Annotated in this window: 19 protein-coding genes; 14 read left to right on the top strand and 5 right to left on the bottom strand. The window is 73.0% G+C overall.

The genetic code is table 11. The annotated features are described in order from the left end of the window. Positions 1-7: 7 nt before the first annotated feature. Genes ACFWGN_RS03715 through ACFWGN_RS03695 form a run of 5 tightly spaced genes read right to left on the bottom strand, consistent with a single transcriptional unit; the run spans position 8 to position 7447 of the window. Complete coding sequence (locus ACFWGN_RS03715) at positions 8-1741, bottom strand: glycoside hydrolase family 43 protein (RefSeq protein ID WP_377615722.1); 1734 nt, start codon at positions 1739-1741, stop codon at positions 8-10. Between the two features lies 1 nt (position 1742). Next, positions 1743-4238, bottom strand: coding sequence for a beta-glucosidase (locus ACFWGN_RS03710; protein ID WP_377615721.1), 2496 nt, complete (start codon positions 4236-4238; stop codon positions 1743-1745). A gap of 7 nt (positions 4239-4245) precedes the next feature. Next, a complete protein-coding gene (locus ACFWGN_RS03705; protein WP_377615720.1) occupies positions 4246-5196 on the bottom strand; it encodes a carbohydrate ABC transporter permease in 951 nt (316 codons plus the stop codon). Continuing rightward, the gene (locus tag ACFWGN_RS03700; protein WP_056764327.1) at positions 5196-6116 is read right to left on the bottom strand and encodes a carbohydrate ABC transporter permease; all 921 of its coding nucleotides are present in this window, start codon (positions 6114-6116) and stop codon (positions 5196-5198) included. The genes ACFWGN_RS03705 and ACFWGN_RS03700 overlap by 1 nt, the downstream gene beginning before the upstream one ends. A 23-nt stretch (positions 6117-6139) precedes the next feature. Further along, complete coding sequence (locus ACFWGN_RS03695) at positions 6140-7447, bottom strand: ABC transporter substrate-binding protein (RefSeq protein WP_377615719.1); 1308 nt, start codon at positions 7445-7447, stop codon at positions 6140-6142. Between the two features lie 190 nt (positions 7448-7637). On the opposite strand from ACFWGN_RS03695, the gene ACFWGN_RS03690 reads away from it, so the two are divergent. The 14 genes from ACFWGN_RS03690 (at position 7638) to ACFWGN_RS03625 (ending at position 22192) form a co-directional block, all read left to right on the top strand. Beyond that, a complete protein-coding gene (locus ACFWGN_RS03690; RefSeq protein ID WP_377615718.1) occupies positions 7638-8657 on the top strand; it encodes a LacI family DNA-binding transcriptional regulator in 1020 nt (339 codons plus the stop codon). 177 nt (positions 8658-8834) lie between these two features. Next, the gene (locus ACFWGN_RS03685; RefSeq protein ID WP_377615716.1) at positions 8835-9041 is read left to right on the top strand and encodes a hypothetical protein; all 207 of its coding nucleotides are present in this window, start codon (positions 8835-8837) and stop codon (positions 9039-9041) included. A gap of 74 nt (positions 9042-9115) precedes the next feature. Further along, positions 9116-9346 carry a FeoA family protein gene (locus ACFWGN_RS03680; RefSeq protein WP_191803806.1) on the top strand — a complete coding sequence of 77 codons (231 nt, stop codon included), beginning with the start codon at positions 9116-9118 and terminating at the stop codon, positions 9344-9346. Continuing rightward, complete coding sequence (locus tag ACFWGN_RS03675; RefSeq protein WP_377615715.1) at positions 9343-11373, top strand: ferrous iron transporter B; 2031 nt, start codon at positions 9343-9345, stop codon at positions 11371-11373. The genes ACFWGN_RS03680 and ACFWGN_RS03675 overlap by 4 nt, the downstream gene beginning before the upstream one ends. Positions 11374-11450: 77 nt before the next feature. Next, positions 11451-11735, top strand: a complete 285-nt coding sequence (locus tag ACFWGN_RS03670) for a hypothetical protein (protein ID WP_377615714.1) — start codon at positions 11451-11453, stop codon at positions 11733-11735. Between the two features lie 309 nt (positions 11736-12044). Beyond that, a complete protein-coding gene (locus tag ACFWGN_RS03665; protein WP_377615713.1) occupies positions 12045-13955 on the top strand; it encodes a heavy metal translocating P-type ATPase in 1911 nt (636 codons plus the stop codon). Positions 13956-14094: 139 nt separating this feature from the next. Then, the gene (locus ACFWGN_RS03660) at positions 14095-15618 is read left to right on the top strand and encodes a glycosyltransferase 87 family protein (protein ID WP_377615712.1); all 1524 of its coding nucleotides are present in this window, start codon (positions 14095-14097) and stop codon (positions 15616-15618) included. Between the two features lie 186 nt (positions 15619-15804). Further along, entirely contained in the window at positions 15805-16785 is a 981-nt protein-coding gene (locus tag ACFWGN_RS03655) for an ABC transporter substrate-binding protein (protein WP_377615711.1), read from the top strand. Positions 16786-16847: 62 nt separating this feature from the next. Beyond that, positions 16848-17948 carry an ABC transporter permease gene (locus ACFWGN_RS03650; RefSeq protein ID WP_377615709.1) on the top strand — a complete coding sequence of 367 codons (1101 nt, stop codon included), beginning with the start codon at positions 16848-16850 and terminating at the stop codon, positions 17946-17948. Continuing rightward, entirely contained in the window at positions 17935-19008 is a 1074-nt protein-coding gene (locus ACFWGN_RS03645; protein ID WP_377615708.1) for an iron chelate uptake ABC transporter family permease subunit, read from the top strand. The genes ACFWGN_RS03650 and ACFWGN_RS03645 overlap by 14 nt, the downstream gene beginning before the upstream one ends. Further along, positions 19005-19763: an ABC transporter ATP-binding protein gene (locus ACFWGN_RS03640; RefSeq protein WP_377615707.1), complete on the top strand. Its 759-nt coding sequence runs from the start codon at positions 19005-19007 to the stop codon at positions 19761-19763. The genes ACFWGN_RS03645 and ACFWGN_RS03640 overlap by 4 nt, the downstream gene beginning before the upstream one ends. Before the next feature lie 9 nt (positions 19764-19772). Then, positions 19773-19970 (top strand): hypothetical protein, encoded by a 198-nt coding sequence (locus ACFWGN_RS03635; RefSeq protein ID WP_377615706.1) that lies wholly within the window; start codon positions 19773-19775, stop codon positions 19968-19970. A 168-nt stretch (positions 19971-20138) separates the two neighbouring features. Continuing rightward, positions 20139-20756, top strand: coding sequence for a carboxymuconolactone decarboxylase family protein (locus ACFWGN_RS03630; RefSeq protein WP_377615705.1), 618 nt, complete (start codon positions 20139-20141; stop codon positions 20754-20756). Positions 20757-20965: 209 nt separating this feature from the next. Continuing rightward, on the top strand, positions 20966-22192 hold the full coding sequence (locus ACFWGN_RS03625) for a glycoside hydrolase family 3 N-terminal domain-containing protein (protein WP_377615704.1): 1227 nt from the start codon (positions 20966-20968) through the stop codon (positions 22190-22192). Positions 22193-22302 lie beyond the last annotated feature (110 nt).

Genomic DNA, 22302 nt, shown 5'->3' with positions numbered 1-22302 from the left:
GCGCCCCTCAGCGCCCCCGGTACTCCACGCTCTCGACGTCCGCGACGGTCGCCGTCGCCGTCCCGCGGGCCGTCGCGTACGGACCGACCCACACGCCCAGGAACCCGCCGGCCTCGGGCGAGCTGAGCCGCCCGCCGTGCACGGTCGCGACCGGGGCGAACCCGCCCGGGGTCTCGACACCGAACGCGTAGTCCTGCCCGGCCGCGTGCAGCGCCACGTCCGCGGGGCCCTCGGCCAGACCGAGCGGCCCCAGCGCCGCGCGCCCCACGACGTTCTCCTCGCCACCGACGCGTTCGACGACGAGCAGCTCGCGCCCGCCGGGCACCCCGGCCGCACCGGGCGCCGCCCGCGTCACGACCGCCGCGATCCATGCCTCCTCGGACTGGCGCACCGCGAGCCCGGCCCACTCGTCGGGCCCGGCCGGGTCGACGTCGACGCGCACCGTGAGGTCCATGTCCGTGTGCTGCTGGCGGCGCCCCAGGAACGCGGGGGTCGCGACGTCCGACAGCGTCGCGGGCGACAGCGCGAGCCGCAGGTGCCCGGGCCGCTCGGTCAGCGACCAGGACGGCTCACCGGTCCGCACCTGGTTCCAGGCGAGGTCCAGCCCCTCGTTCGGCGAACCGTCGAACGTCTCCCGCACGACGACGTCGCCCACCCCGACGGGCCGGCCCACCTCGGCAGGTGCGCCAGCCTCCTGGACCTGCGCTCCGACGTCGGGCAGGGGGAAGCTCCCCGCGACGTGGCCCCTGCCCGGCGCGACCACCGGCCACCCGTCCTCCCAGACCACGGGCGCGAGGAACGTCTCGCGTCCCAGGTTGGGGAAGTAGCCGCCGTAGGGGCGGCTGCCGAGCAGGACCATCCACCACTCGCCGGCGGCGGTCTCCACGAGGTCGGCGTGCCCGACCCCGACCACGGGGAAGTCCCGGCCGAGGTGGCGGTGCGTGAGGATCGGGTTCGCGGGGTTGCCCGTGTACGGGCCCGTCACCGCGTCGGCCCGCGCGACCGACACCGCGTGGCGGTGCTCGGTCCCGCCCTCGGAGGCCAGCAGGTAGTAGTGGTCGCCCACGCGGTACAGGTGCGGGCCCTCGGCCCAGACCGCGCCGTGCAGCGCACCACGCCACAGGACGTGCTCGGGGCCGACGAGCGCCCCGGCCGCGAGGTCGAGCTCGCGCAACCAGACCTCGGTCTGGCCCTCCCACTCCCCCGGGTCGGCGAGGCGCGTCGCGGTGAACCACACGCGCCCGGTCGAGTCGTCGACGAAGAGCGACGGGTCGATCCCGTCCCCCTCGAGCCAGACGGGGTCGGACCACGGCCCGGCGGGGTCGGTCGCCGTGACGAGGAGGTGCCCGCCCTGCCCCTGGGTGTGGACGAGGGTCGTGACGACGAAGAACGTCCCGGCGTGGTGGCGGATCGTCGCGGCGTACAGCCCGCCCGACGACGGCACGCTCGACAGGTCCACCTGGCCCGTCCGGTGGATCGCGTGGCCCACCTGCGTCCACGTCACGAGGTCGTGGCTGTGGAAGACGGGCAGGCCCGGGAAGTACTCGAAGGTCGAGGTGACGAGGTAGTAGTCGTCGGGCGCGACGGTCCCGTCCGCCCGGGTGGCCCCGGCGACCCGGCAGATGCTCGGGTCGGGGTGCGTGCCGGGCAGGACGGGGTTCGCGAAGGTCCGGGCGGCCGGACCCGAGGTCGGCGGGGCGACGGAGGTCGACGGTCCGACCGACCCCGGGTCCGGCGCCACGTCAGCCCACCACGAGCGGTGCGTGCAGCGCGCGCGTGTGGTCGACCACGCGTACGTCGCCCACGAGCCGCACGGGCGCCACGAGCCGCACGTCGGCGCTCGACGCCCCGAACCGCAGCTCGATCGCGCCCGGCTCGACGATCCGCCGGCCGTCGCGCCCCGTGAAGGACAGGACGTCGGCGGGCACGGTCGCGCTCACGCGCGCCGAGGCGCCCGCGGCGAGCGGCACGCGCACGTACCCGATCAGCCGCTGCACGGGCCGCACGACCGAGGCCACGGGGTCGTGCACGTAGAGCTGCACGACCTCGACGCCGTCGCGCACGCCCGTGTTCCGCACGACGAACGACGCCTCGAAGGCGCCGTCGGTCGCGGCCTCGGCCACGCCCACCGCGAGGTCCGACCAGTCGAAGCTCGTGTACGTGAGCCCGTGACCGAACGCGAAGGCCGCGGTCGGGTCGATGTTCGACACGTCGGTCGCCTGCGCGAGCGTCGCGGCCAGGTAGGACGTGGGCTGGGCGCCCTCGGTCCCGGGCACGCTCACGGGCAGCCGGCCCGACGGCGCCACGCGCCCCGACAGCACGCCCGCGACCGCGGGGGTCCCCTCCTCGCCCGCGAAGAACGCCTGGACGATCGCCGCGGCGCCGGGCTCCCCCGGTGCGGGGGTCGCGGCCGCGCCGAGCGCGTAGGGACGACCCGAGAGGATCGTCGCGACCACGGGGCGGCCCGTCGCGAGCAGCGCGTCGAGCAGGTCCTGCTGCGCGCCGGGCAGGCGCAGCGACTCGGCGTCGCACCCCTCGCCGCTCGTGCCGCGACCGAACAGGCCGGCCCGGTCGCCCAGGGCGACCACGACGACGTCGGCCTCGCGGGCGAGCTCGACCGCTGCCGCGATGCCCGCGGCGTCGGCCGCCGCGACCTCGGCCGTGCTCACGGCCCCGGTCGAGGACGGGTCGCTCGTGCCGTCGAGCGTGATCGCGGGCAGCACGTCGAGCGTGACGCCCGGCAGCTCGGCGCGCAGCGACGCGGCGAGCGTGGGCAGCGAGATCCCGAGCGGGATCTCGGGGTGGGCCAGGCCCACGTGCGCGGGGAACGAGTAGCAGCCGAGCACGGCCATGGGGTCCTCGGCCGTGGGACCCACGAGCGCGACCCGGCGCACGTCGGGGCCGAGCGGCAGCACGCCGTCGTTCGCGAGCAGGACCACGGCCTGCTCGGCGACCTCGCGGGCCAGCGCCCGGTTGGCAGGGCCGTCGAGGTCGACGGTCCCGCGCAGCGCGGCGACCGCGACATCGTCACCCGCGCCGGCGACGGCCGCGAGCACGTCCGCGGGCACGTCGCGCAGCACGTCGGGGACGGGATCCCAGCCCGCGTCGAGCAGGCCGAGCTCGACCTTCTGGCGCAGCACGCGCTCGAGCGCTCGGTCCACGAGCGCGACGTCGACGGTCCCGGCCTCGAGGGCCGCGACGAGCGGCTCGCCGAACGTCTTGACGGTCGGCAGCTCGACGTCGACGCCCGCCGCGAGCGCCGCCGCGGCGGCCTCGGCCCAGTCGCCGGCCACGCCGTGCATGATCTTGAGGAACGCGATCCCGAAGTAGTCGGCGACGACGGTCCCGTCGAAGCCCCACGTGTCGCGCAGGAGCCCCGTGAGGAGCTCGCGGTCGGCGGCCGACGGGATGCCGTCGGTGTCGGTGTAGGCGTGCATGACCGAGCGCACGCCGCCCTCGCGGACGGCCATCTCGAACGGCGGCAGGATCACGTCGGCGCGCTCGCGCGAGCCCATCGAGACGGGCGCGTGGTTGCGGCCGCCGCGCGAGGCCGAGTACCCCGCGAAGTGCTTGAGCGTTGCGACGATGCCCGCGGACTCGAGGCCCTGGACATAGGCCGTGGCGACCGTGCCCACGAGGTACGGGTCCTCGCCGATGGTCTCCTCGACGCGGCCCCAGCGGGCGTCGCGCACGACGTCGAGCACGGGGGCCAGGCCCTGGTGCACACCGACCGAGCGCATGTCGCGCCCGATCGCCGTCGCCATGCGGCGCACGAGCGCGGGGTCGAACGACGCGCCCCAGGACAGCGGCACGGGGTAGGCCGTCGCGCCCCAGGCCGAGAAGCCCGCGAGGCACTCCTCGTGCGCCACGGCGGGGATGCCGAAGCGGTTCGCGGACCGCACGCGCTCCTGGGTGCGCAGCAGGGACAGCGCGCCCAGGGCAGGGTCGACGGGGTTGGTCCCGAACGGGCGGGTGAGCTGTCCCAGCCCGTCGGGCAGGATCGCGTCGAGGTCGACGCCGTCCTCCATGTCGTGCTGGTGCGGGGCGACCTCGCCGCCCTCGGCCGACGCGCCGACCCACACCCCGAAGAGCTGGGCGACCTTCTCGCGCAGCGTCATCTCGGCCATGAGTGCCTTGACACGGGTCGCGGTGTCGACCGACGGGTCGGACCACACGGGGAGGGTCTCCCCGCCGGGGCCGGGCACGGCGGAGGACGGCAGGTTCGTCTGAAGAGTCATCGTGGAGCTACTTTCCGCCGACGCCCATGAGGCCCTGGACCAGGGCACGCCGGGCGAACAGGTACACGAGCAGGATCGGGATCATCGACATGACGACCGCCGCGAGGAGGCCGGGGATGTTGACGCCGTACTGCGTCTGGAAGTTGAAGAGGCCGAGCGTGATGACCTTGGTCGACTCGGACTGCGTGAGGATCAGGGGGAACAGGAACCCGTTCCAGGCCTGGAGCGCCGAGTACACGACGATCGTCGCGACGCCACCCTTGGACAGCGGGAGCACGAGCTGCAGGAACACCCGCTTGGGCGACGCGCCGTCGAGGGCCATGGCCTCGTAGAGCTCGTTGGTGATGTCGCGCATCGAGCCGCTGAGGATGATGGTGCAGATCGGCAGGCAGAACGCCGCTGTCGGCAGGATCACGCCGATCAGGTTGTCGTACAGGCCCACGACCGAGATCACGTAGAAGATCGGGACGATCACGGCGCTCGCGGGGACCGCGAGGCCGAGCAGGAACATCCGGAAGATGCCCGTGGTGGCCCGGGAGCGGTTGCGCACGATCGCGTACGACAGCGGCGGCACGAGCAGCACCACGATCCCGACCACGGCGACCGTCACGACGAGCGTGTTGAGGAAGTAGCGGCCGAAGCCCTGGTCGAACGCGTTCGTGAAGTTGTCGAGCGTGAACGTGGTCGGCAGGGACAGGGGGCCGCCCGCGGCGTACCCGGCCTGCGTCTGGAACGACGCGGTCACGAGCACGTAGAGGGGGATCGCGACGATCAGGAGCCAGATCGTGACCGCGACGCCCGCGCCCCAGTTGGGTCGGTTGCGGCTGCCCCTGCCCGCCCGACGGCGCAGCGGGACGCCCGCGCTCGTCGCGCCCGGGCGGGGCGCACCACCCGAGGTGGGTGACGTCGTCGGGCCGGAGACCTGCTCCGCGGGGGTGACGCTCAGGTCGTTGCTCATCACACGCCCTCCAGCTCGCTGCGCATCTTGTCGTACCCGGACAGGCGGACCATGACCAGCGAGATCGCGGTCGCCGCGACGACCAGGACCACGGCGATCGCCGAGGCCAGACCGAAGTCGAAGCCGCGGAACGCCTTCTGGTACATGTAGAAGGCCGTGATGGTCGTGTCCGTCCCCGGCCCGCCGTTGGTCAGGATGAGGACCGTGTCGAACGTCGTCAGACCGCCGACGACCATGAGGATGACCGACGTGATCATGGTGTTGCGCAGCTGCGGGAGCGTGATCGCGAAGAACGAGCGCACGCGCCCGGCGCCGTCGATCTCGGCCGCCTCGTAGAGCATGGGCGGCACGGCCTTCGCGGCGCCCTGGTAGATCAGGGCGTGCAGCGGCGTGAACTGCCACAGGCTCACGAACACCAGGACCGCGATCGCGGTCGACTGGTTGCCGAACAGGTTGCCGTCGCCGAACAGCCACTCCATCTGGGCAGGGACGCCGAAGTTCGGGTCGAGCACCGCGCGCCACAGGACCGAGACCGCGGCCGCGGACAGCAGCAGCGGCACGAAGAAGATCGCCGAGAGCACCGCGCGGTTCCACTGGTGGCCCGCGGCCCACACGCCCAGGAGCATCGCGACCGGGGTCTGGGTCACGACGCCGAGCGCCGTCAGCACGAGCGAGAGCCCGATGCTCTTGAGCATCACGGGGTCGTCGAGGAGGCGGGACCAGTTCTCGGTCCCGACGAACTCGGGGCTGCCCAGCCCGCTCCACTGCGTGAACGACAGCACGAGCACGAGGACCATGGGCAGGAGGGCGAAGAGCCCGAAGAACAGGGCGGCGGGCAGGGCCCAGACCACGCCCGGGCGGCCGACCTGGAGGTCGGCGGCGCCCGGGCGCGTGCGCCCCTGGGGTGCGCGGGTGGTCATGACGATCTCCGTCCGGGACCCGGTCAGCGCGAGGCCGGCAGGGACTTCATCGCCTGGATGAAGCCGTCGGCGTCGATCTGGCCGCTGAAGAACTGCTGGACCGCGATCTTGAGCGGGGTGCCGGCAGCCGGGGGGTACGCCTGGTCCCAGGACATCTGGAAGTGCGGCGCGTTCTTCACGAGGTCGAACTGGAAGGCGGCGTACTCGGGGCTCGCGGCCTGGTCCAGGAACTGCTCGGTGTTGGTCGTGGTCGGCAGGTTGCCGATCGCGAGCTGCGCCTCGACGAACTCGTCCGAGTACATGAGCTTCAGGAAGTCACGCACGGCGTCCGGGTAGCGGGTCTTGGCGAGCACCGAGTAGAAGTTGTTGGTGTTGCCCGTGATGTTGACCGCGTCGCCCTTGCCGCCGTCGATCGCGGGGAAGGCCGTGTAGCCGAGGTTGGCGTCGGTCCACCCGGGGTCCACGTCGTAGTGGGTCGAGTAGTTCCACGAGCCCATGAGCTCGAACGCCGCCTTGCCCGTGCGCAGGAGCGCGGGCGAGCCGCCGTCGGTGAACTTGACCGAGTCGAAGTTGGTGCCGAACGCGCCGGCGTCGATGAGCTCGGACAGCTTGTCGAGCGCCTCGTGGCTCTCGGCCGAGTCCCACACGTCGGTGTCGCCCGCGAGCGCCTTCTCGAACAGCTCGGGGCCCGCGACGCGGTCGAACGCGTACTGGTACCACATGAGGGTCGGCCACTGGTCGGCGCCGCCGAGCGCGATCGGGGTCACGCCCTGCGCCTTGAGGGTCTCGACCGCTGCGAGCAGCTCGTCCCACGTCTCGGGGGCCTCGATGCCGGCGTCCGCGAGGACCTGCTTGTTGTGGAACAGCATGACGGGCTGCGTGCCGCGCATGGGGATGCCGTAGGACTTGCCGTCGATCACGGCCGAGTTGAACACCGCGGGCAGGAACGCGTCCTTGAGCTGGGGGTCCTCGGCGATGAAGTCGTCGAGGGGGAGCAGCAGGTCGGCGTCGACGAAGGGCTCGATCGAGCCGCCGCCCCAGTTGAAGAAGACGTCCGGCGCCGCGTTGGTGTCGATGATCGTCTGGAGCTTCTGCTGGTAGTCGGCGCCCGGGATGGTGTCGAGGACGACCTTGACGTCGGAGGTCGCGTTGAAGGTGTCGACCATCTGCTGCTCGACCTTGTTGGTCGCGTCGCCGTAGACCATCACGTGGATCTCGTTCTCGGGACGGCTGGAACCGCCGGAGTCGCCGCTCGCGCACGCCGCGAGCGGGAGGACCAGCGCCGACGCCACGGCCGCGGCCGTGAGCGACTTCCGCGTTCTTGTGTTCATCATCGAACCCTTTCGAAAGTTTCGGCGTCTGCGCCGAAAGTACTCGGTTGTCCTGGACTCTAAGTCGCGAATCCGCCGGGGTCAACATCGAGTCTCAACCGTTATCCACTGGGAGAACACTGGGAAGTCGGTCCCGAGACACGGTCGACAGCCCTTCGAAACTTTCTCTCGAGGCGCTACGCTGACCGGCATGACCGACGAAGTTCTCCCGGGGCGGGTCACGCTCGCCGCCGTGGCCGCCGAGGCCCAGGTGTCCCTCTCGACCGTGTCCAAGGTGCTCAACGGACGCACCGACGTCGCGGCCGGGACGCGCGACCGTGTCGAGGCGCTCCTGGTCCGCCACGGCTACCGGCGCCGCAAGAGCCCCACCGCCTCGGCCCCGCTCATCGAGATCGTGTTCCACGAGCTCGAGAGCATCTGGGCCATGGAGCTCATCCGCGGCGTCGAGGACGTCGCGCGCGAGCACGGCGCGAGCGTCGTGCTGACCGAGTCCGGCACCCGGCACTCCCCGGGCCCCGAGTGGATCGAGGGCGTCCTGGCCCGCCGCCCGCTCGGCGTCGTGCTCGTCTTCTCGACGCTCCCGTCCGCGGTCAAGGAGCAGCTCCGGTCCCGGGCCATCCCGTTCGCGGTCATCGACCCCGCGGGCGACCCCGAGCCCGACGTCCCCTCGGTCGGCTCCGCGAACTGGCAGGGCGGCCTCATGGCGACCCGCCACCTGATCGAGCTCGGCCACCGCCGCATCGGCGTCATCACGGGACCCGAGGACATGATGTGCTCGCTGGCCCGCCTCGACGGCTACCGGTCGGCGCTCGGCACGGCGGGGCTCGCCGCGGACCCGGACCTGGTCCGGTTCGGCGACTTCCACCCCCAGGGCGGCACCGACCGCGCGGACGAGCTCCTCAGCCTGCCCGAGCCGCCCACGGCGATCTTCGCGGGCTCGGACCTCCAGGCGCTCGGCGTCCTCGAGGCCGCGCGTCGCCACGGGCTGCGTGTCCCCGAGGACCTCTCGATCGTCGGCTACGACGACGTCCCCGTGGCCCGCTGGTCGAGCCCCGCGCTGACGACCATCCATCAGCCGCTCCAGGAGATGGGCCAGGAGGCTGCGCGGCTCGTCCTCAAGGCGCGCGAGGGCGACGTGACCAACACCCGCATGGACCTCGCGACGAGCCTCGTGGTGCGCGGGAGCACGGGGGCACCCGCGAGCGCCTAGCGTGGGTGCGGCCCGCCGGCGCGGAGTGCCCGCCGGCGGCGGGCCGTCGGCCCTTACGTCGGACCCGGCGGCTCCGCCACCGGGGGCCGCGTGACTCTCCTCACCACGACTTCCGCGTCACGCCGACCGCACGAGCGCGTCTCTCCTCCCAGAAGCAGAACTCCCGGAGGTAGAACCATGAGCACGCAGCACGTCACCGAGCCCGCCCCCGTGACCGCGGGTCTCTCCCGCCGCGAGATCCACCATGCCGCGGCCACCCCCGCGACCCCGAGCCTCTGGCAGCGCCTGCACGGCACGCCCGCGCACCCCGTGGCCATCGCCGTGGTGACGGTCGTGATCGGCACGCTCGCGGGGATCGGGACGGGCGCGCTGCTCAGCCTCTGACGGGACCAACGGCCTGCGGCGCGAGGACCTCCGGCATCTGAGGCAAGCCTCACCTCATCACTAGCGTCGGCAGCATGAACCTTGCCGAGGTCCCCCCGGGCACCCGCGTCGTCCTGACCTCGGCGCGCGCGGGCGCGCGGCTCACCCCCACGTCCGACGTGCGCCTCCGCGAGCTCGGCCTGCGCCCCGGCGCGGACGTGACCGTCGCGCTCCGGACCCCTTTCGGCGGCCGCGTCGTGCTCGTGGGCCGCCGCCGGATCGCGCTCGACGCCGCGACGGTCCGCAGGTTCGAGACCGCCCCGTGAGCTGTCCGCACTGCGAGGGGGGCGCGCCGCGCACGCACGACGGGCCCGACGGCGCCGCCCACCCCCGCGGTCGACAGGGCCCCGGCCGCGGTGCAGCCACGGCCCCGGACCTCGCCCCCGACCTGCGGGTCCTGCTCGTGGGCACGCCCAACGCCGGGAAGTCGACCCTCTTCAACCACCTCACCGGCGCACGGCAGACCACCCGGAACGTCCCGGGGACCACGGTCGACCTGGCCCGAGGATCCTGGCGGCCGCGCACCGGCACCGACCCGGTGCCCGCGACCCCGCTCGCGCTCGTCGACCTCCCCGGCACCTACTCGCTCACCCCGGTCTCGCCCGACGAGGCGGTGACGGTCGCCGAGATCGAGCGGGCCGGGGCCGAGCACGGGACCGTGACGCTCCTCGTCGCCAACGCGGCCGAGCTGCACAGCGCGCTGTTCCTGCTCGGCCAGGTCGGGACGCGGACCGAGCGCGTCGTCGTCGCCCTCACGATGACGGACGTCGCGACGGTCGACGGGCTCGCGGTCGACGCCGGGCGGCTCGCCGCCCGGCTGGGCGTGCCCGTGGTCGAGGTCGATCCCCGCACGGGGCGCGGTGCGGACGGACTGGCCGCAGCCGTCCGCGCGGTGGCCGAGCAGCCGCGGCCCGTCCTGGGTCTGCCTGTCTGCACCGCGGCACCGCGCACCGCACCCGACGACGAGCTCGACCGCATCGACGCGCTGCTCGGGTGGGCCGACGACGTCGTCGAGTCGGTCGACGCGCACCGCACCGCGACGCGCAGCCGCGCGGACCGGATCGACGCGCTCCTGCTCGACCCCTGGGTGGGCCTGCCGGTCTTCGTCCTGACGCTCTGGGCGCTGTTCCAGCTCGCGACCTGGGTCGCGGCGCCGATCATGGGCGCGACCGAGGCCCTCGTCACGGGCCCCGTCGCGAGCTTCGTGACCTGGGTGCTCGACGGCGTGGGCGTGGGCGGCGGCTGGCTCGAGGGGCTCCTGGTCGACGGCGTGGTCGCGGGCGTCGGGGTCGTCGTCGCGTTCGCGCCGCTCATGGCCCTGATGTTCCTGGCGATCGGGCTGCTCGAGGACTCTGGCTACGTCGCGCGGGTCGCGGTCCTGGCGGACCGCCTCATGCGGTCGGTCGGCCTCGACGGGCGCGTCATCATGCCCCTGATCGTGGGTTTCGGGTGCAACCTCCCGGCGCTCGCCGCGACGCGCACGCTCCCGAACGTGCGGCAACGGCTCCTCACGGGCCTCCTGGTTCCGTACACCTCGTGCCCCGCCCGGCTGACGGTGTACGTCCTGCTCGCGGGCACGTTCTTCCCGCGGCACACCGGGCTCGTGGTGCTCGCGATGTACGTGCTGAGCGTCGCGCTGGTGCTCGTCGGGGCGCTGGCGCTGCGGGGCACGCTGTTCCGCGACCTGGCACACGAGCCGCTCGCGCTCGTCCTCCCGGCCTACCACGTGCCGCGCCCGGTCCCGCTGCTCGTGACGACGGGTCGTCGCGTGCTCGCGTTCCTGCGCGGTGCGGGCACGATCATCGTGGGCGTCCTCGTCGTCGTCTGGCTCCTGCTCGCGGTCCCCGTGACGCCCGGGCACGCGTTCGGCGAGGTGCCCGTGCACGACTCGGCCTACGGGCGCCTGACCGACCAGGTCGCTCCGGTCTTCTCCCCGGCCGGCTACGGCGACTGGCGCACCACGAGCGCGCTGGTCACGGGCTTCGTGGCCAAGGAGGTCGCCGTGGGCGCGCTCGCGCAGGCGTACGCGGTCGACGAGCCCGTGGGCTCCTCACCGGGCGAGCTCGGCGAACAGCTCCGGGCCACGCTCGACGAGACGTCGGGCGGGCACGCCCCCGCGGCCGCGCTGGCCTTCATGGTCTTCGTGCTCGCCTACACGCCGTGCCTCGCGACGGTCGCCGAGCAGCGGCGGATGTTCGGGTGGCGCTGGACCCTGGGGGCCGTCGCGGTCCAGCTGGGCGTCGCGTGGGTCCTGTCGGTCGCGACCTTCCAGCTCCTGCGGCTCGTCTGGTGAGCGCCCTGGTACCCGCCGCGCCGAGGCCGGCGCCCGACCTTCGTGAGGGCGTCGCACCCCGTGAGGTCCTGCGGCCCGTGCTTGCGCAGCTCAGGGCCGGCGTGGCGGTCGGCGCCCTGGCGGCCGACCTGGACCTCGACCCGCGACTCGTCGACGCGGCGGTCGCCCAGCTCGTCCGCCTCGGGCTCGCGCGGGAAGCGGGGCCCCGCCCGACGCGGTCGGGCGAGACGTCCGCCCTCGGCTGCACGGCGAGCGCCAGCGGCTCGGGCTGCGCACCCCCTCCCCTCGCGGGCACGGAGCGCCGGACCGCCCTCGCGTGCGCGGGGTGCCCGCTCTCGTCCGCGTCGACCCGGCGTGGTTGACGCCCACCCACGGGCGACACCTCGCGCACCACGGCATTCTTCGCACACCGGCCGAGCAATCTTGAGCGACACCCCGCCACGATCGCCACATTCGCCGAGAAGGTCCGAAACATCGTTCGACCACCCTTACCCACCCGCCCAGGATCGTTGGCATCTCGCCACTCCTGACACCTCCAGCAGCCACCCGCAGGTCGTTCGAGAAGTCCGAAGGAATGCGGGCACCCAGCGAAGGAATGCCTTTCCTCACACAGGCTCAGGCGAGGCTTTCCTTGCTGGAAAGAATGTGCAAGGAATGCTAGAAATCGTGGTATGACCACAGTGAAGAACCTCGGGCGCTACCCGCTGGTGGTGGCCACGGTCCTGGTCGCGGCCGTCGCCGGGGTCCTCTCGCTCACCCCCTGGTCCCCGACCGTCCCGTGGCTCGTGTCGGCCTACGCACTGGCCGTCGCGGGCTGGACGGGCGTGGGCATGCTCCGTGACCTGCTCCGCGGGCACGCCGGGATCGACATCCTCGCCGTGACGGCCGTGACGGCCGCGGTCGTCGTCGGTGAGTACTGGGCTGCCCTCGTCGTGGTGCTCATGCTGACGGGGGGCGAGGCGCTCGAGGACTACGCGGCGAACCGGGCCCGCCGCGACCTCTCGGCGCTCATGTCCCGCGCTCCCGCGACCGCGCACGTGCTCGGCGACGGCTCGTTGCGCGACGTCCCCGTCGACGAGGTGCGCCCCGGAGACCTGGTCGTGGTCCGCCCGGCCGAGGTGGTCCCCGTCGACGGCGAGCTCGTCAGCGACCGGGCGGACCTCGACGAGTCGTCGCTCACGGGCGAGCCCTTGCCGGTCGAGCGTCAGCGGGGTGACGAGGTCCCCTCGGGCGGCATCAACGGGCAGCAGGCCATCACGCTGCGCGCGACCAGGTCGGCCCGCGACAGCCAGTACCAGCAGATCGTCTCGCTGGTCGAGCAGGCGACCACGAGCCGGTCACGGACCGTCCGGCTGGCCGACCGCTTCGCGGTCCCGTTCACCCTCGTCGCGCTCGCGATCGCCGGGCTCGCCTGGTGGGTCAGCGGGGACGGCACCCGGTTCGCGGAGGTACTCGTCGTGGCGACCCCGTGCCCGCTGCTCATCGCGGCGCCGGTCGCCTTCATGGGCGGGATGAGCCGCGCCGCGCGCGAGGGCGTGATCGTCAAGTCGAGCGAGACCCTCGAGAAGCTCGACCGCGCGCGCACGGTGGCGTTCGACAAGACCGGGACCCTCACCCACGGTCGTCCCGCGCTCGCACGCGTCGAGACCACCGGGAGCCTGGATCCCGACGAGGTGCTGCGGCTGGCTGCGTCGGCCGAGCAGTACTCGAGCCACGTCCTGGCCGACGCCGTCGTGGAGGGCGCTCGGCAGCGTCGGCTCCAGCCGGCCGAGGGTACCGAGGCCCACGAGGTCCCGGCCCACGGTGTCCGGGCGCTCGTCGCGGGCCGGGAGGTCGTGGTGGGGAAGCGGTCGTACGTCGCCGCCCAGTCGGACACCACGGTCGAGCCCGCCGCGCTCCGGCCCGGCGAGCTCGCGGTCCACGTCGCGGTCGACGGCATCCCCGTCGGGGCACTGGTGCTGCGCGACGAGGTGCGCGCCGAGGCCGCGACCACGGTGAGCACGCTCCGGACCCTGGGTGTCGACCACGTCATGATGCTCACGGGCGACCAGCGGACGACGGCCGAGCACGTCGCCGCGGCCCTGGGCATCGACGACGTGCGTGCCGAGTGCTTGCCCCTCGACAAGGTCGAGGCGGTCCGGGACGCCCCCGCGCGCCCCGTGGTCATGGTGGGCGACGGCGTGAACGACGCGCCGGTCCTGGCCTCGGCCGACGTCGGGATCGCCATGGGAGCGCGCGGCGCCACGGCCGCGAGCGACTCGGCCGACGCGGTCGTCCTGCGCGACGACGTCTCGGCCGTCGCAGCAGCCGTGCGGGTCAGCAAGGACACGCTCCGGGTCGCGCTGCAGAGCATCTGGGTCGGCATCGGGCTCAGCGTCGCGCTCATGCTGGTCGCGGCGCTCGGGCACCTCCCCGCGCTCGCGGGCGCCTGGATGCAGGAGGGGGTGGACCTCGTCGCGATCCTCTGGGCGCTGCGAGCGAGCCGCGGCGCGCGCCCCTCCGCTCCCCCGCGGACGGTCGACGCTCCCCCTCCGACGGTCGACGATCCCTCGCGGACCGAGCCCGCGGTCGCCGTGCGCTGAACCCGACCGGCTCCCCGGCCGGACCCGAGATCCCGAGGCGAGCACCGTCGTCGGGCACCCGGACCCTCCCCCGGACGCGAACCACGACCCGACCGCCTCCCTCAGGCGCCCCGCGCGGAAGCCGGGCAGACTCGAACGAGTGAGCCCGGCGCCCCGCACCCACCGCCCCGCCCGACGCCCCACCCGCGCGACGGGCTGGATCGTCGCTGCCGGGGTCGCTGTCCTCGCGTTCACGGTGCGGTGGAGCCTCGTGGGCGGGACGGTCGGCGTCCGCGACTACCAGGGGTACGACGACGGCGTGTACTTCTCGTCGGCCGTCGCCCTGGTGCACGGGCTCGTGCCCTACCGCGACTTCACGCTCCTGCACCCGCCCGGCTCGATGCTCGCACTGACGCCGTTCGCGGCCCTGACCGCGTGGACGAGCGACAGCGACGCCCTGGTCGCCGCGCGCGTGGGCGTCATGGTGGTCGGTGCGGCGAACGCCGTCCTGGTGACGCGCGTCGCGGGCCGCTGGGGAACCACCGCAGCGGTCGTGGGCGGGGTCCTGTACGCGGTCTCGTTCGCCGCGGCGTGGGCCGAGCGCATCACGCTGCTCGAGCCGCTCGGCTCGCTGTGCCTGCTCGGCGGGGTGGTCCTGCTGCTGCGCGGCCTGCCGGACGCGGAGGCGGGGGCACGCCCGGGCTGGCTCTGGGCGGGCGGCGCGGTCCTGGGACTCGGCGCCACGGTCAAGATCTGGGGCGTCGTCCCGCTGCTGGTCGTGGTGGTCTGGTTGCTCGTGACGGCCGGATGGAAGGCCGCGCTGCGCGTGAGCGCCGGGGCGGTGGGCGCGGTCGCGGTCGTGCTGGCGCCGTTCGCGCTCGCAGCGGGCTCGGACATGTTCCGCATGGTCTTCCTGGACCAGCTGGGACGGCCGCGCGAGACCGACACGGGCGTCGAGCAGCGGCTCACGTGGATCGCCGGGACGGGCAGCACCACGTGGGTCACGACCCCGACGGCGCACCTCGCCCCAGTCTGGGCCGTCCTGGCAGCGGTGCTCGTCGCGGCGGTCGCCGCCTGGTCCGGGAACCGTGGCCGCCTGTGGGTCGCCCTCCTCGTCGTCCAGACGGCCGTGCTGCTGGCCTCGCCGTCGGCCTACCAGCAGTACGCGGCTTTCGCGGCACCGGCCCTGGTGCTCGTGGTCGCCGCCGCGGTCTCGCTCGTCCCCGCGGGAGGCCGGGGACTCGTGGCCGCGGGGGCGTGCCTGGGCCTGGGGCTCGCGACGGCCGCACCCGCCCCACCTCGTCCCACCCCGTTCCCGGCGGCCGAGCTGCGCGCAGCCCTCCCCGAGGAGGGCTGCGTCCAGGCGGACTCGCCCGCCCTGCTGGCCCTGACCGACGTGCTGAGCCGCGACCTGGACCGCGGGTGCGAGCTCCCCGTGGACCTGTCGGGGTACGCGTACGACGTCGGGGCGCGCGACGCCGCCGGGCAGGCCGTGCCGCGCGACCGGAACGCCGCGTGGCAGCGCGAGGCGCTGCGCTACCTGACATCGGGGTCCGCGACGCTCATGGTGCGCTCGGTCGGGAACGGGTTCGACGAGTCGACCCTGCGGACGCTCGACGAGACGACGACCACGGTCCTGGAACGGCGCGGCGTGCGGGTCCTGGTGCCGGACGGGGAGCAGTAGGCGTCCCGGTCTCGGCCGTCGGCCGACGACCGTCGGCCGACGACCCACCCTCTGAGACAGATGTGGCTCTTTTCTCGTAACTCAGGTTAGGCTAACCTGACATTCGGCGCGGCGGAAGAGATCTTCCGACGCGCCGTCGACCGTGCGCACCCGTGACGGCCGACCGACACCCTCAGGAGAATCGCTGTGAAGCTCACGACCAGCCCCCGCAGGTGGACCGCCCTCACGGGCGCAGGCATCGCCGCAGCGCTCGCGCTCACCGGCTGCTCGTCCACCCCCGAGGCCGAGGAGGCGCCCGCCGCCTCCACGATCACGGTCGCGACCAACAACGGCGACGTCGAGGTCCCCGTCGAGCCCGTGCGCGTCGCGGCCCTCGACAGCACCGCGTTCGAGACCCTCCTGGCCTTCGGCATCGAGCCCGTCGTCGCCCCCAAGCCGCTGCTGCCCTCGACGGGCTTCGAGGCCTGGGCCGACGACGCCGAGATCCTGGACGCCGGCAGCCACCGCGAGCCGGACCTCGAGGCCGTGAGCGAGGCCGCTCCGGACCTCATCATCGGCGGGTACCGCTTCGCGGACTACACCGAGGACCTGAGCAAGATCGCGACGACGATCGACATCGCGCCCGGCGACGAGTCCGAGGGCGGCTACGTCGAGGGCCTCAAGGCCCAGACCCTGACGCTCGGCAAGATCTTCGACAAGGAGGAGGAGGCCGAGAAGCTGGTCGCCGACCTCGAGAAGTCCGCTGCCGCGGCTGCCGAGAGCACCGACGGCGAGTCCGTCTTCCTCGCCTCGACCTCGGTCGGCCGGGTCGACAACGCGGCCGGGCGACTCAGCCGCATCCTCGAGCCCCTCGACCTGACCGACGTGTTCGCCGTCGAGTCGGGCGAGCTCGACGAGACCGCGCACCACACGGACCAGGGCCTGGCCCCGGAGACGGTCGCCCAGGCGAACCCCGACTGGGTCATCGTGTTCGACCGCGACGCGGCGACCTCGGACGAGGAGTTCACGCCCGCTCAGGAGATCTTCGCGTCGCAGGCCGCCTGGGCCCAGACCACGTTCGCGACGAACGACCAGGTCATCTACCTCGAGCCGAACTTCTACATCACCGAGGGCATCCACGCGTACACCAAGGTGTTCGACCAGATCTCCACGGCCTTCTCGGCCTGATCGAACGACTCCCCGCCCGGGGCGACCACGACCTGTCGCGGTCGCCCCGGGCGGCACGTCCCATGAACCTCTCCCCCAGCACCCCCGCCGAGTCCGACCGACCGTCGGCCACCCCGGCACGCCCTCTCGGCAGGCCGGAAGGCGCGACGCACGAGGCGCCGCGCTCCGCCGTCGGGTCACGCCCCGACGTCCGCGGGAGCGTGCCCCGCCGCCTGGCCCTGCCTGCGCTCGTCCTCGTCGTGGCCGTCCTGCTCGTCGCCTCGCTCATGGTCGGCGGGTACGACATCACGTTCGCCAACCTGTTCACGGCCGACGCCTGGAACATGTTCCTCATCTCGCGCGTCCCCCGGACGCTCGCGCTCGTCTTCGCGGGCGTCGCGATGAGCGTCTCGGGCGTCATCATGCAGGTCCTCACGCAGAACAGGTTCGTCGAGCCCACGACGATCGGCACGAGCCAGTGGGCCGGACTCGGCATCCTCGTGATGCTCGTCGCCGTGCCGGGCGCCTCGATGATGCTGCGCATGGGCGTCGCGACGCTCTTCGCGTTCGTGGGCACGCTCGCGTTCATGGCGATCGTGCGGCGGGTCTCGCTCCAGTCGTCGATCGTGGTCCCGCTGATCGGCATCATGCTGGGCGCGGTCGTGAGCGCCGTGACGGTCTACCTGGCGGCGACGTTCGACCTGCTCCAGGCCATGGACACGTGGCGCTCGGGCGGGTTCAGCAGCATCGTGCGCGGCGCGTACGAGCCGTTGTGGATCGTGGCGGGCACGACGGTCGCGACGTTCTTCCTGGCCGACCGGCTCACGGTCGCGGGCCTGGGGCGCGACCTCGCGACCAACGTGGGCCTGCGCTACGAGCGCGTCGTCCTCCTCGGGACGCTCGTGGTCGCGGTCGCGACGGGCGTCACGAGCGTCGTCGTCGGCTTCCTGCCGTTCCTGGGCCTGATCGTCCCGAACATGGTCTCGATGGTCCGTGGCGACGACGTGCGCAGGAACCTCCCGTGGGTCGCGCTCGTGTCGGTCGCCCTCATCCTGGTCTGCGACCTGATCGGTCGCGTCGTCATCGCCCCTCTGGAGCTCCCGGTCTCGGTGGTACTCGGCACCGTGGGCGCCGTGGGCTTCATCGTCCTCGTCCTCAGGCAGCGTCGTCATGTCACGTACTAGCCCTCCGCCGGCCGCCCCCGCGCCCACCACGACGACCACCGCGAGCGCCGGGCCGGGCGCGCCGGGCGGGGCGGCGCCGTCGGGACGTGTGTCCCGTGCCCGACGACGGACGCTCACCCCGGGTGCGCGCCTCGCCCTGGTCTCGGCCGTCGTCGTGGTCGCGAGCGCGTGCTTCCTGCTGCTGTTCATCCGTGGCGGGTTCGAGTTCGTGATCGAGCGCCGGGCCACGATGCTCGGCGCGATGGTGATCGCCGCGTTCACGCAGGGCGTCGCGACGGTCCTGTTCCACACGGTCACGAACAACCGCATCCTGACGCCGTCGATCATGGGCTTCGACTCGCTCTACACGCTCATGCAGACCCTCATGGTCGTCGTGTTCGGCGGCGAGGTCCTGGCCCGGACCGAGGGCCTGCCCAAGGTCGTCGCCCAGACGCTGCTCATGGTCGCGTTCGCGACGCTGCTCTACCGGTGGTTGTTCTCGGGGCGCTTCGGCAACCTGTATGTGCTGCTGCTCGTGGGCGTGGTCTTCGGCATGGCGTTCAGCAGCGTCTCGACGTTCCTCCAGCGCCTCCTGTCCCCGACCGACTACGACCTGCTCTCGACGCGCCTCTTCGGCCGGATGAGCAACGTCGACGCGGACTACCTGCCGTTCGCCGCGCTCGTGTGCGTGGCCGTCGGGGTCGTGGTGTGGCGTCGGCGGTACCGCCTCGACGCGCTCACGTTGGGCCGCGACACCGCGACGAACCTGGGGATCGACCACAAGCGCGAGCTGACGATCATGCTCATGCTCGTGGCGCTGCTCATCTCGATGTCCACGGCGCTCGTGGGACCCATGACCTTCTTCGGCTTCGTCGTGGCGACGCTCGCCTACCGGGTCACGGGCAGCCACAAGCACCAGTTCGTGCTGCCCATGGCGTTCCTGCTGGGGCTCGCGACGCTCGTGGTCGGCCAGTTCGTCCTGCAGCACGTCTTCTACGCCGCGGGCCTGCTGACCGTCATCATCGAGTTCGTCGGCGGCATCGTCTTCCTGTTCCTCCTCCTGCGAAGGGGCGCTCTGTGATCGAGTTCGCCAACGTCACCAAGGACTACCTCGACCAGCGCGTCCTGGGTCCTGTCTCCGGCACGATCGCCGAGGGCGGCATCACGTCCCTCGTGGGCCCGAACGGGGCGGGCAAGTCGACGCTCCTGACGATCATCGGGCGGCTGCTCCAGCCGTCGTCGGGAGAGATCTCCGTCGGCGGGCTCGACGTGCACGCCACGAAGTCGGACGTCCTCGCGAAGAAGATGTCGATCCTGCGCCAGGAGAACCACTTCACGGCGCGCCTCACGGTCCGCGACCTGGTCGGGTTCGGGCGCTTCCCGTACTCGAAGGGGCGGTTGGGCCCCGAGGACCACGTCAGGATCGACGAGGCCATCGCGTTCCTCAACCTGGAGGACCTCCAGGGCCGGTTCCTCGACGAGCTGTCGGGCGGGCAGAAGCAGCGCGCGTACGTCGCGATGGTCCTCGCGCAGGACACGGACTACGTCCTGCTCGACGAGCCGCTCAACAACCTCGACATGAAGCACTCGGTGCTCATGATGCGCCAGCTCCGCCGGGCCGCGGACGAGCTCGGCAAGACGATCGTGCTCATCATCCATGACATCAACTTCGCGGCCGCGTACTCGGACCGCATCGTGGCGCTGCGCGACGGGCAGATCGCCGCGGCCGGGACGGTCGAGGAGATCATGCAGGACGACGTCCTGACCCGGATCTTCGACACCCCCTGCTCGGTGCACCGGATCGGCGGGCACCTCACCGCGTACTACCACCGGTAGCGACGACGCGTGGACCGTCCTGTGCCCGTCGAGAACTGGCTCCCGTGGGGCAGCCCCTCGCAGGAGGCGCTCGTCGTGCTGCCCGAGGACCCCTCGGGTCAGCTCGCGCAGGTCGAGCTGCGCACGGGCTACTCCCTGACGGGGATCACGTCGCAGCTCGAGGCGTTCCTCGCGGCCTACGAGCCCGCGGCGCACGTCACCGGCTGACCGGACCGTCCGAGGTGGGGCGCCGCTCGCCACGGGATCGGTGGGCCGCGACCCGCCAGGGCGCGGCGCCCCCTCTTCCCGCTCCGACCGCACCGTGCGAGCCTGGAGGGGCAGCCCGGGACCGTGCTCCGACCGTGAGCACGCGGCCGCCCGGGAGGGAGGTCCGCCATGAGCTGGATCCGAGAAGCCGCCGAGGACGAGCCCGGCGGCGCCGTCGCGGCCGCGTTCGAGAAGGACCGGGCGACGCGCGGCTACGTCGCCAACCTGACGAGGCTGCTGGCCAACCGGCCCACGGTCCTCGACGCGTGGATCGGGCTCAACGGCGCGATCAAGGCGTCCATGTCCCCCCGGCGCTACGAGCTCGCGACGCTCGCCGCGGCCCTGCGGCTCCGGTCGACGTACTGCGCGCTCGCCCACGGATCGATCCTCGCCGAGCACCACGTCGGCGCCGAGGCGGTCCGCGAGGCTGCCGAGGGGCACGACACCGTCCAGCTCTCACCCATCGACCGCGCGGTCATGGACCTCGCGGACAAGGTCGCGGCAGGCGCCGCCGACATGACCGAGTCCGACCTCACCGAGCTGCGGGACCTGGGCCTCGACGACGGGGAGATCCTCGACGTGATCCTGGCCGCGTCGGCACGCTGCTTCTTCAGCTCGGTGCTCGACTCGACCGGGACGCAGGCCGACGCCGTGTTCCAGGACCTCGACCCCGCCCTGCGCGACGCCCTGACCGTGGGCCGGCCGATCGCAGCCCCGGACCCCGTGGGCCGGCACCTCGCGTCCTGACGGGTCGCCGAGCATGCGGTTGTCGTCCTGAACCCGGGAGAACCGGACGGCAACCGCATGCTCGGCCGACGACAACCGTCTGGTCGGCGCCCGGGGAGCGCGACACCCCGCAGCCCGGCCCCGTCCGTCCAGTCGGACGTGACGAGAGGAACACCTCCGGCGGCGCCCGTCGCCGAGGGGCGCCCCGGGAACCGGCCTATGGTCGAAGCATGAGGTCGTCCCGTCGAGGCGCCACGAGCGCCGCCCTTCTCGTCACCGCCCTCCTGCTCGCCGCCTGTTCCTCCGGCGGCGCGACGAACGCCCCGACGAGCGCTCCGCCGTCGGGCAGCGATGCCCATCCCACGCCGACCGCGACCGCGACGCCCGCCCCCAGCGAGACCACCGAGCCCCCCGACGCGTCCGCCGACCCGCTCGCCGGGTGGAGCCTCGAGCAGAAGGTCGGCCAGCTCCTGATGGTCGGGGTCAACGTCGGGAAGGTCGACCAGGCGAGCTACGACGCGATCAGCACGCACCACGTGGGCAACCTGTTCCTCGCGGGCCGCACGCAGGCCGGGACCGGGCCGGTCAAGAACCTCGTCGACTCGTTCACGGCCCTCGTCTCGGACGAGACCACGCACGGGACGCCCCTGTTCGTCTCGACCGACCAGGAGGGCGGCAAGGTCCAGGTCCTGCGCGGCCCCGGCTTCTCCGACATCCCGAGCGCCATGGACCAGTCCACGCTCGCGCCCGCCGACCTGCAGGCGCAGGCGACCACGTGGGGCGCGGAGCTCGCCGCCGCAGGGGTCGACCTCAACCTCGCGCCCGTCATGGACGTCGTCACGAGCCCCGAGACCGCGCGGTCCAACGCCCCGATCGGGTACTTCGGCAGGAACTACGGGTTCGGGGTGGACACCGTGTCCTCGCACGCGAACGCGTTCAGCGCGGGCATGGAGGCGAACGGCGTCGACGTCGCGATCAAGCACTTCCCCGGCCTCGGACGCGTGGCCGGCAACACCGACGACGACGCGGGCGTGACCGACACGGTGACCACGCGCGACGACCCGTCGGTCCAGGCCTTCCGGTCGGGGATCGACGCCGGGGCCGCGTTCGTCATGATGTCGACCGCGACCTACGACCAGATCGACCCGAGCGCGCCCGCAGCGTTCTCGCCCGTCGTCGTCGACGGGCTGCTGCGGGGCGACCTGGGGTTCCAGGGCGTCGTCATCACCGACGACGTGTCCAAGGCCGAGCAGGTCCAGGCCTGGTCGCCGGGCGACCGGGCCGTCCTGACCGTCGCCGCAGGCGGCGACATGGTCCTCGCGTCGGCCGACCCGGGCGTGATCCCCGAGATGGCGACCGCGCTCGTCCAGCGCGCGCAGAGCGACCCGGGCTTCGCCGCCAAGGTCGACGCCGCGGTGCTGCGGGTCCTCGCCGCCAAGGAGAGGCTCGGGGCGTAGGCGTAGGCGCGGCCGGCCCCCTCCGCGGCCGCCGGCGGGCGGCCGACGCTCACCGCACCGACCACCCGCCGTCTGCCGTCCGTGATCCGTCGTCCACAGGCCGTCCACAG

Source organism: Oerskovia sp. NPDC060338 (assembly GCF_042726295.1).
GTDB lineage: Bacteria > Actinomycetota > Actinomycetes > Actinomycetales > Cellulomonadaceae > Oerskovia > Oerskovia merdavium.
Note: the sequence above shows the minus strand (reverse complement) of the source record. Positions and strands in the feature narration are given on the sequence as shown.

What these genes read in the sequence shown, in the direction of transcription:
- ACFWGN_RS03710 (WP_377615721.1), bottom strand. Translation starts at nt 4,238, where the DNA reads ATGACTCTTCAGACGAACCTGCCGTCCTCCGCCGTGCCCGGCCCCGGC.
- ACFWGN_RS03705 (WP_377615720.1), bottom strand. Translation starts at nt 5,196, where the DNA reads ATGAGCAACGACCTGAGCGTCACCCCCGCGGAGCAGGTCTCCGGCCCG.
- ACFWGN_RS03700 (WP_056764327.1), bottom strand. Translation starts at nt 6,116, where the DNA reads ATGACCACCCGCGCACCCCAGGGGCGCACGCGCCCGGGCGCCGCCGAC.
- ACFWGN_RS03695 (WP_377615719.1), bottom strand. Translation starts at nt 7,447, where the DNA reads ATGAACACAAGAACGCGGAAGTCGCTCACGGCCGCGGCCGTGGCGTCG.
- ACFWGN_RS03690 (WP_377615718.1), top strand. Translation starts at nt 7,638, where the DNA reads ATGACCGACGAAGTTCTCCCGGGGCGGGTCACGCTCGCCGCCGTGGCC.
- ACFWGN_RS03685 (WP_377615716.1), top strand. Translation starts at nt 8,835, where the DNA reads ATGAGCACGCAGCACGTCACCGAGCCCGCCCCCGTGACCGCGGGTCTC.
- ACFWGN_RS03680 (WP_191803806.1), top strand. Translation starts at nt 9,116, where the DNA reads ATGAACCTTGCCGAGGTCCCCCCGGGCACCCGCGTCGTCCTGACCTCG.
- ACFWGN_RS03665 (WP_377615713.1), top strand. Translation starts at nt 12,045, where the DNA reads ATGACCACAGTGAAGAACCTCGGGCGCTACCCGCTGGTGGTGGCCACG.
- ACFWGN_RS03650 (WP_377615709.1), top strand. Translation starts at nt 16,848, where the DNA reads ATGAACCTCTCCCCCAGCACCCCCGCCGAGTCCGACCGACCGTCGGCC.
- ACFWGN_RS03645 (WP_377615708.1), top strand. Translation starts at nt 17,935, where the DNA reads ATGTCACGTACTAGCCCTCCGCCGGCCGCCCCCGCGCCCACCACGACG.
- ACFWGN_RS03630 (WP_377615705.1), top strand. Translation starts at nt 20,139, where the DNA reads ATGAGCTGGATCCGAGAAGCCGCCGAGGACGAGCCCGGCGGCGCCGTC.
- ACFWGN_RS03625 (WP_377615704.1), top strand. Translation starts at nt 20,966, where the DNA reads ATGAGGTCGTCCCGTCGAGGCGCCACGAGCGCCGCCCTTCTCGTCACC.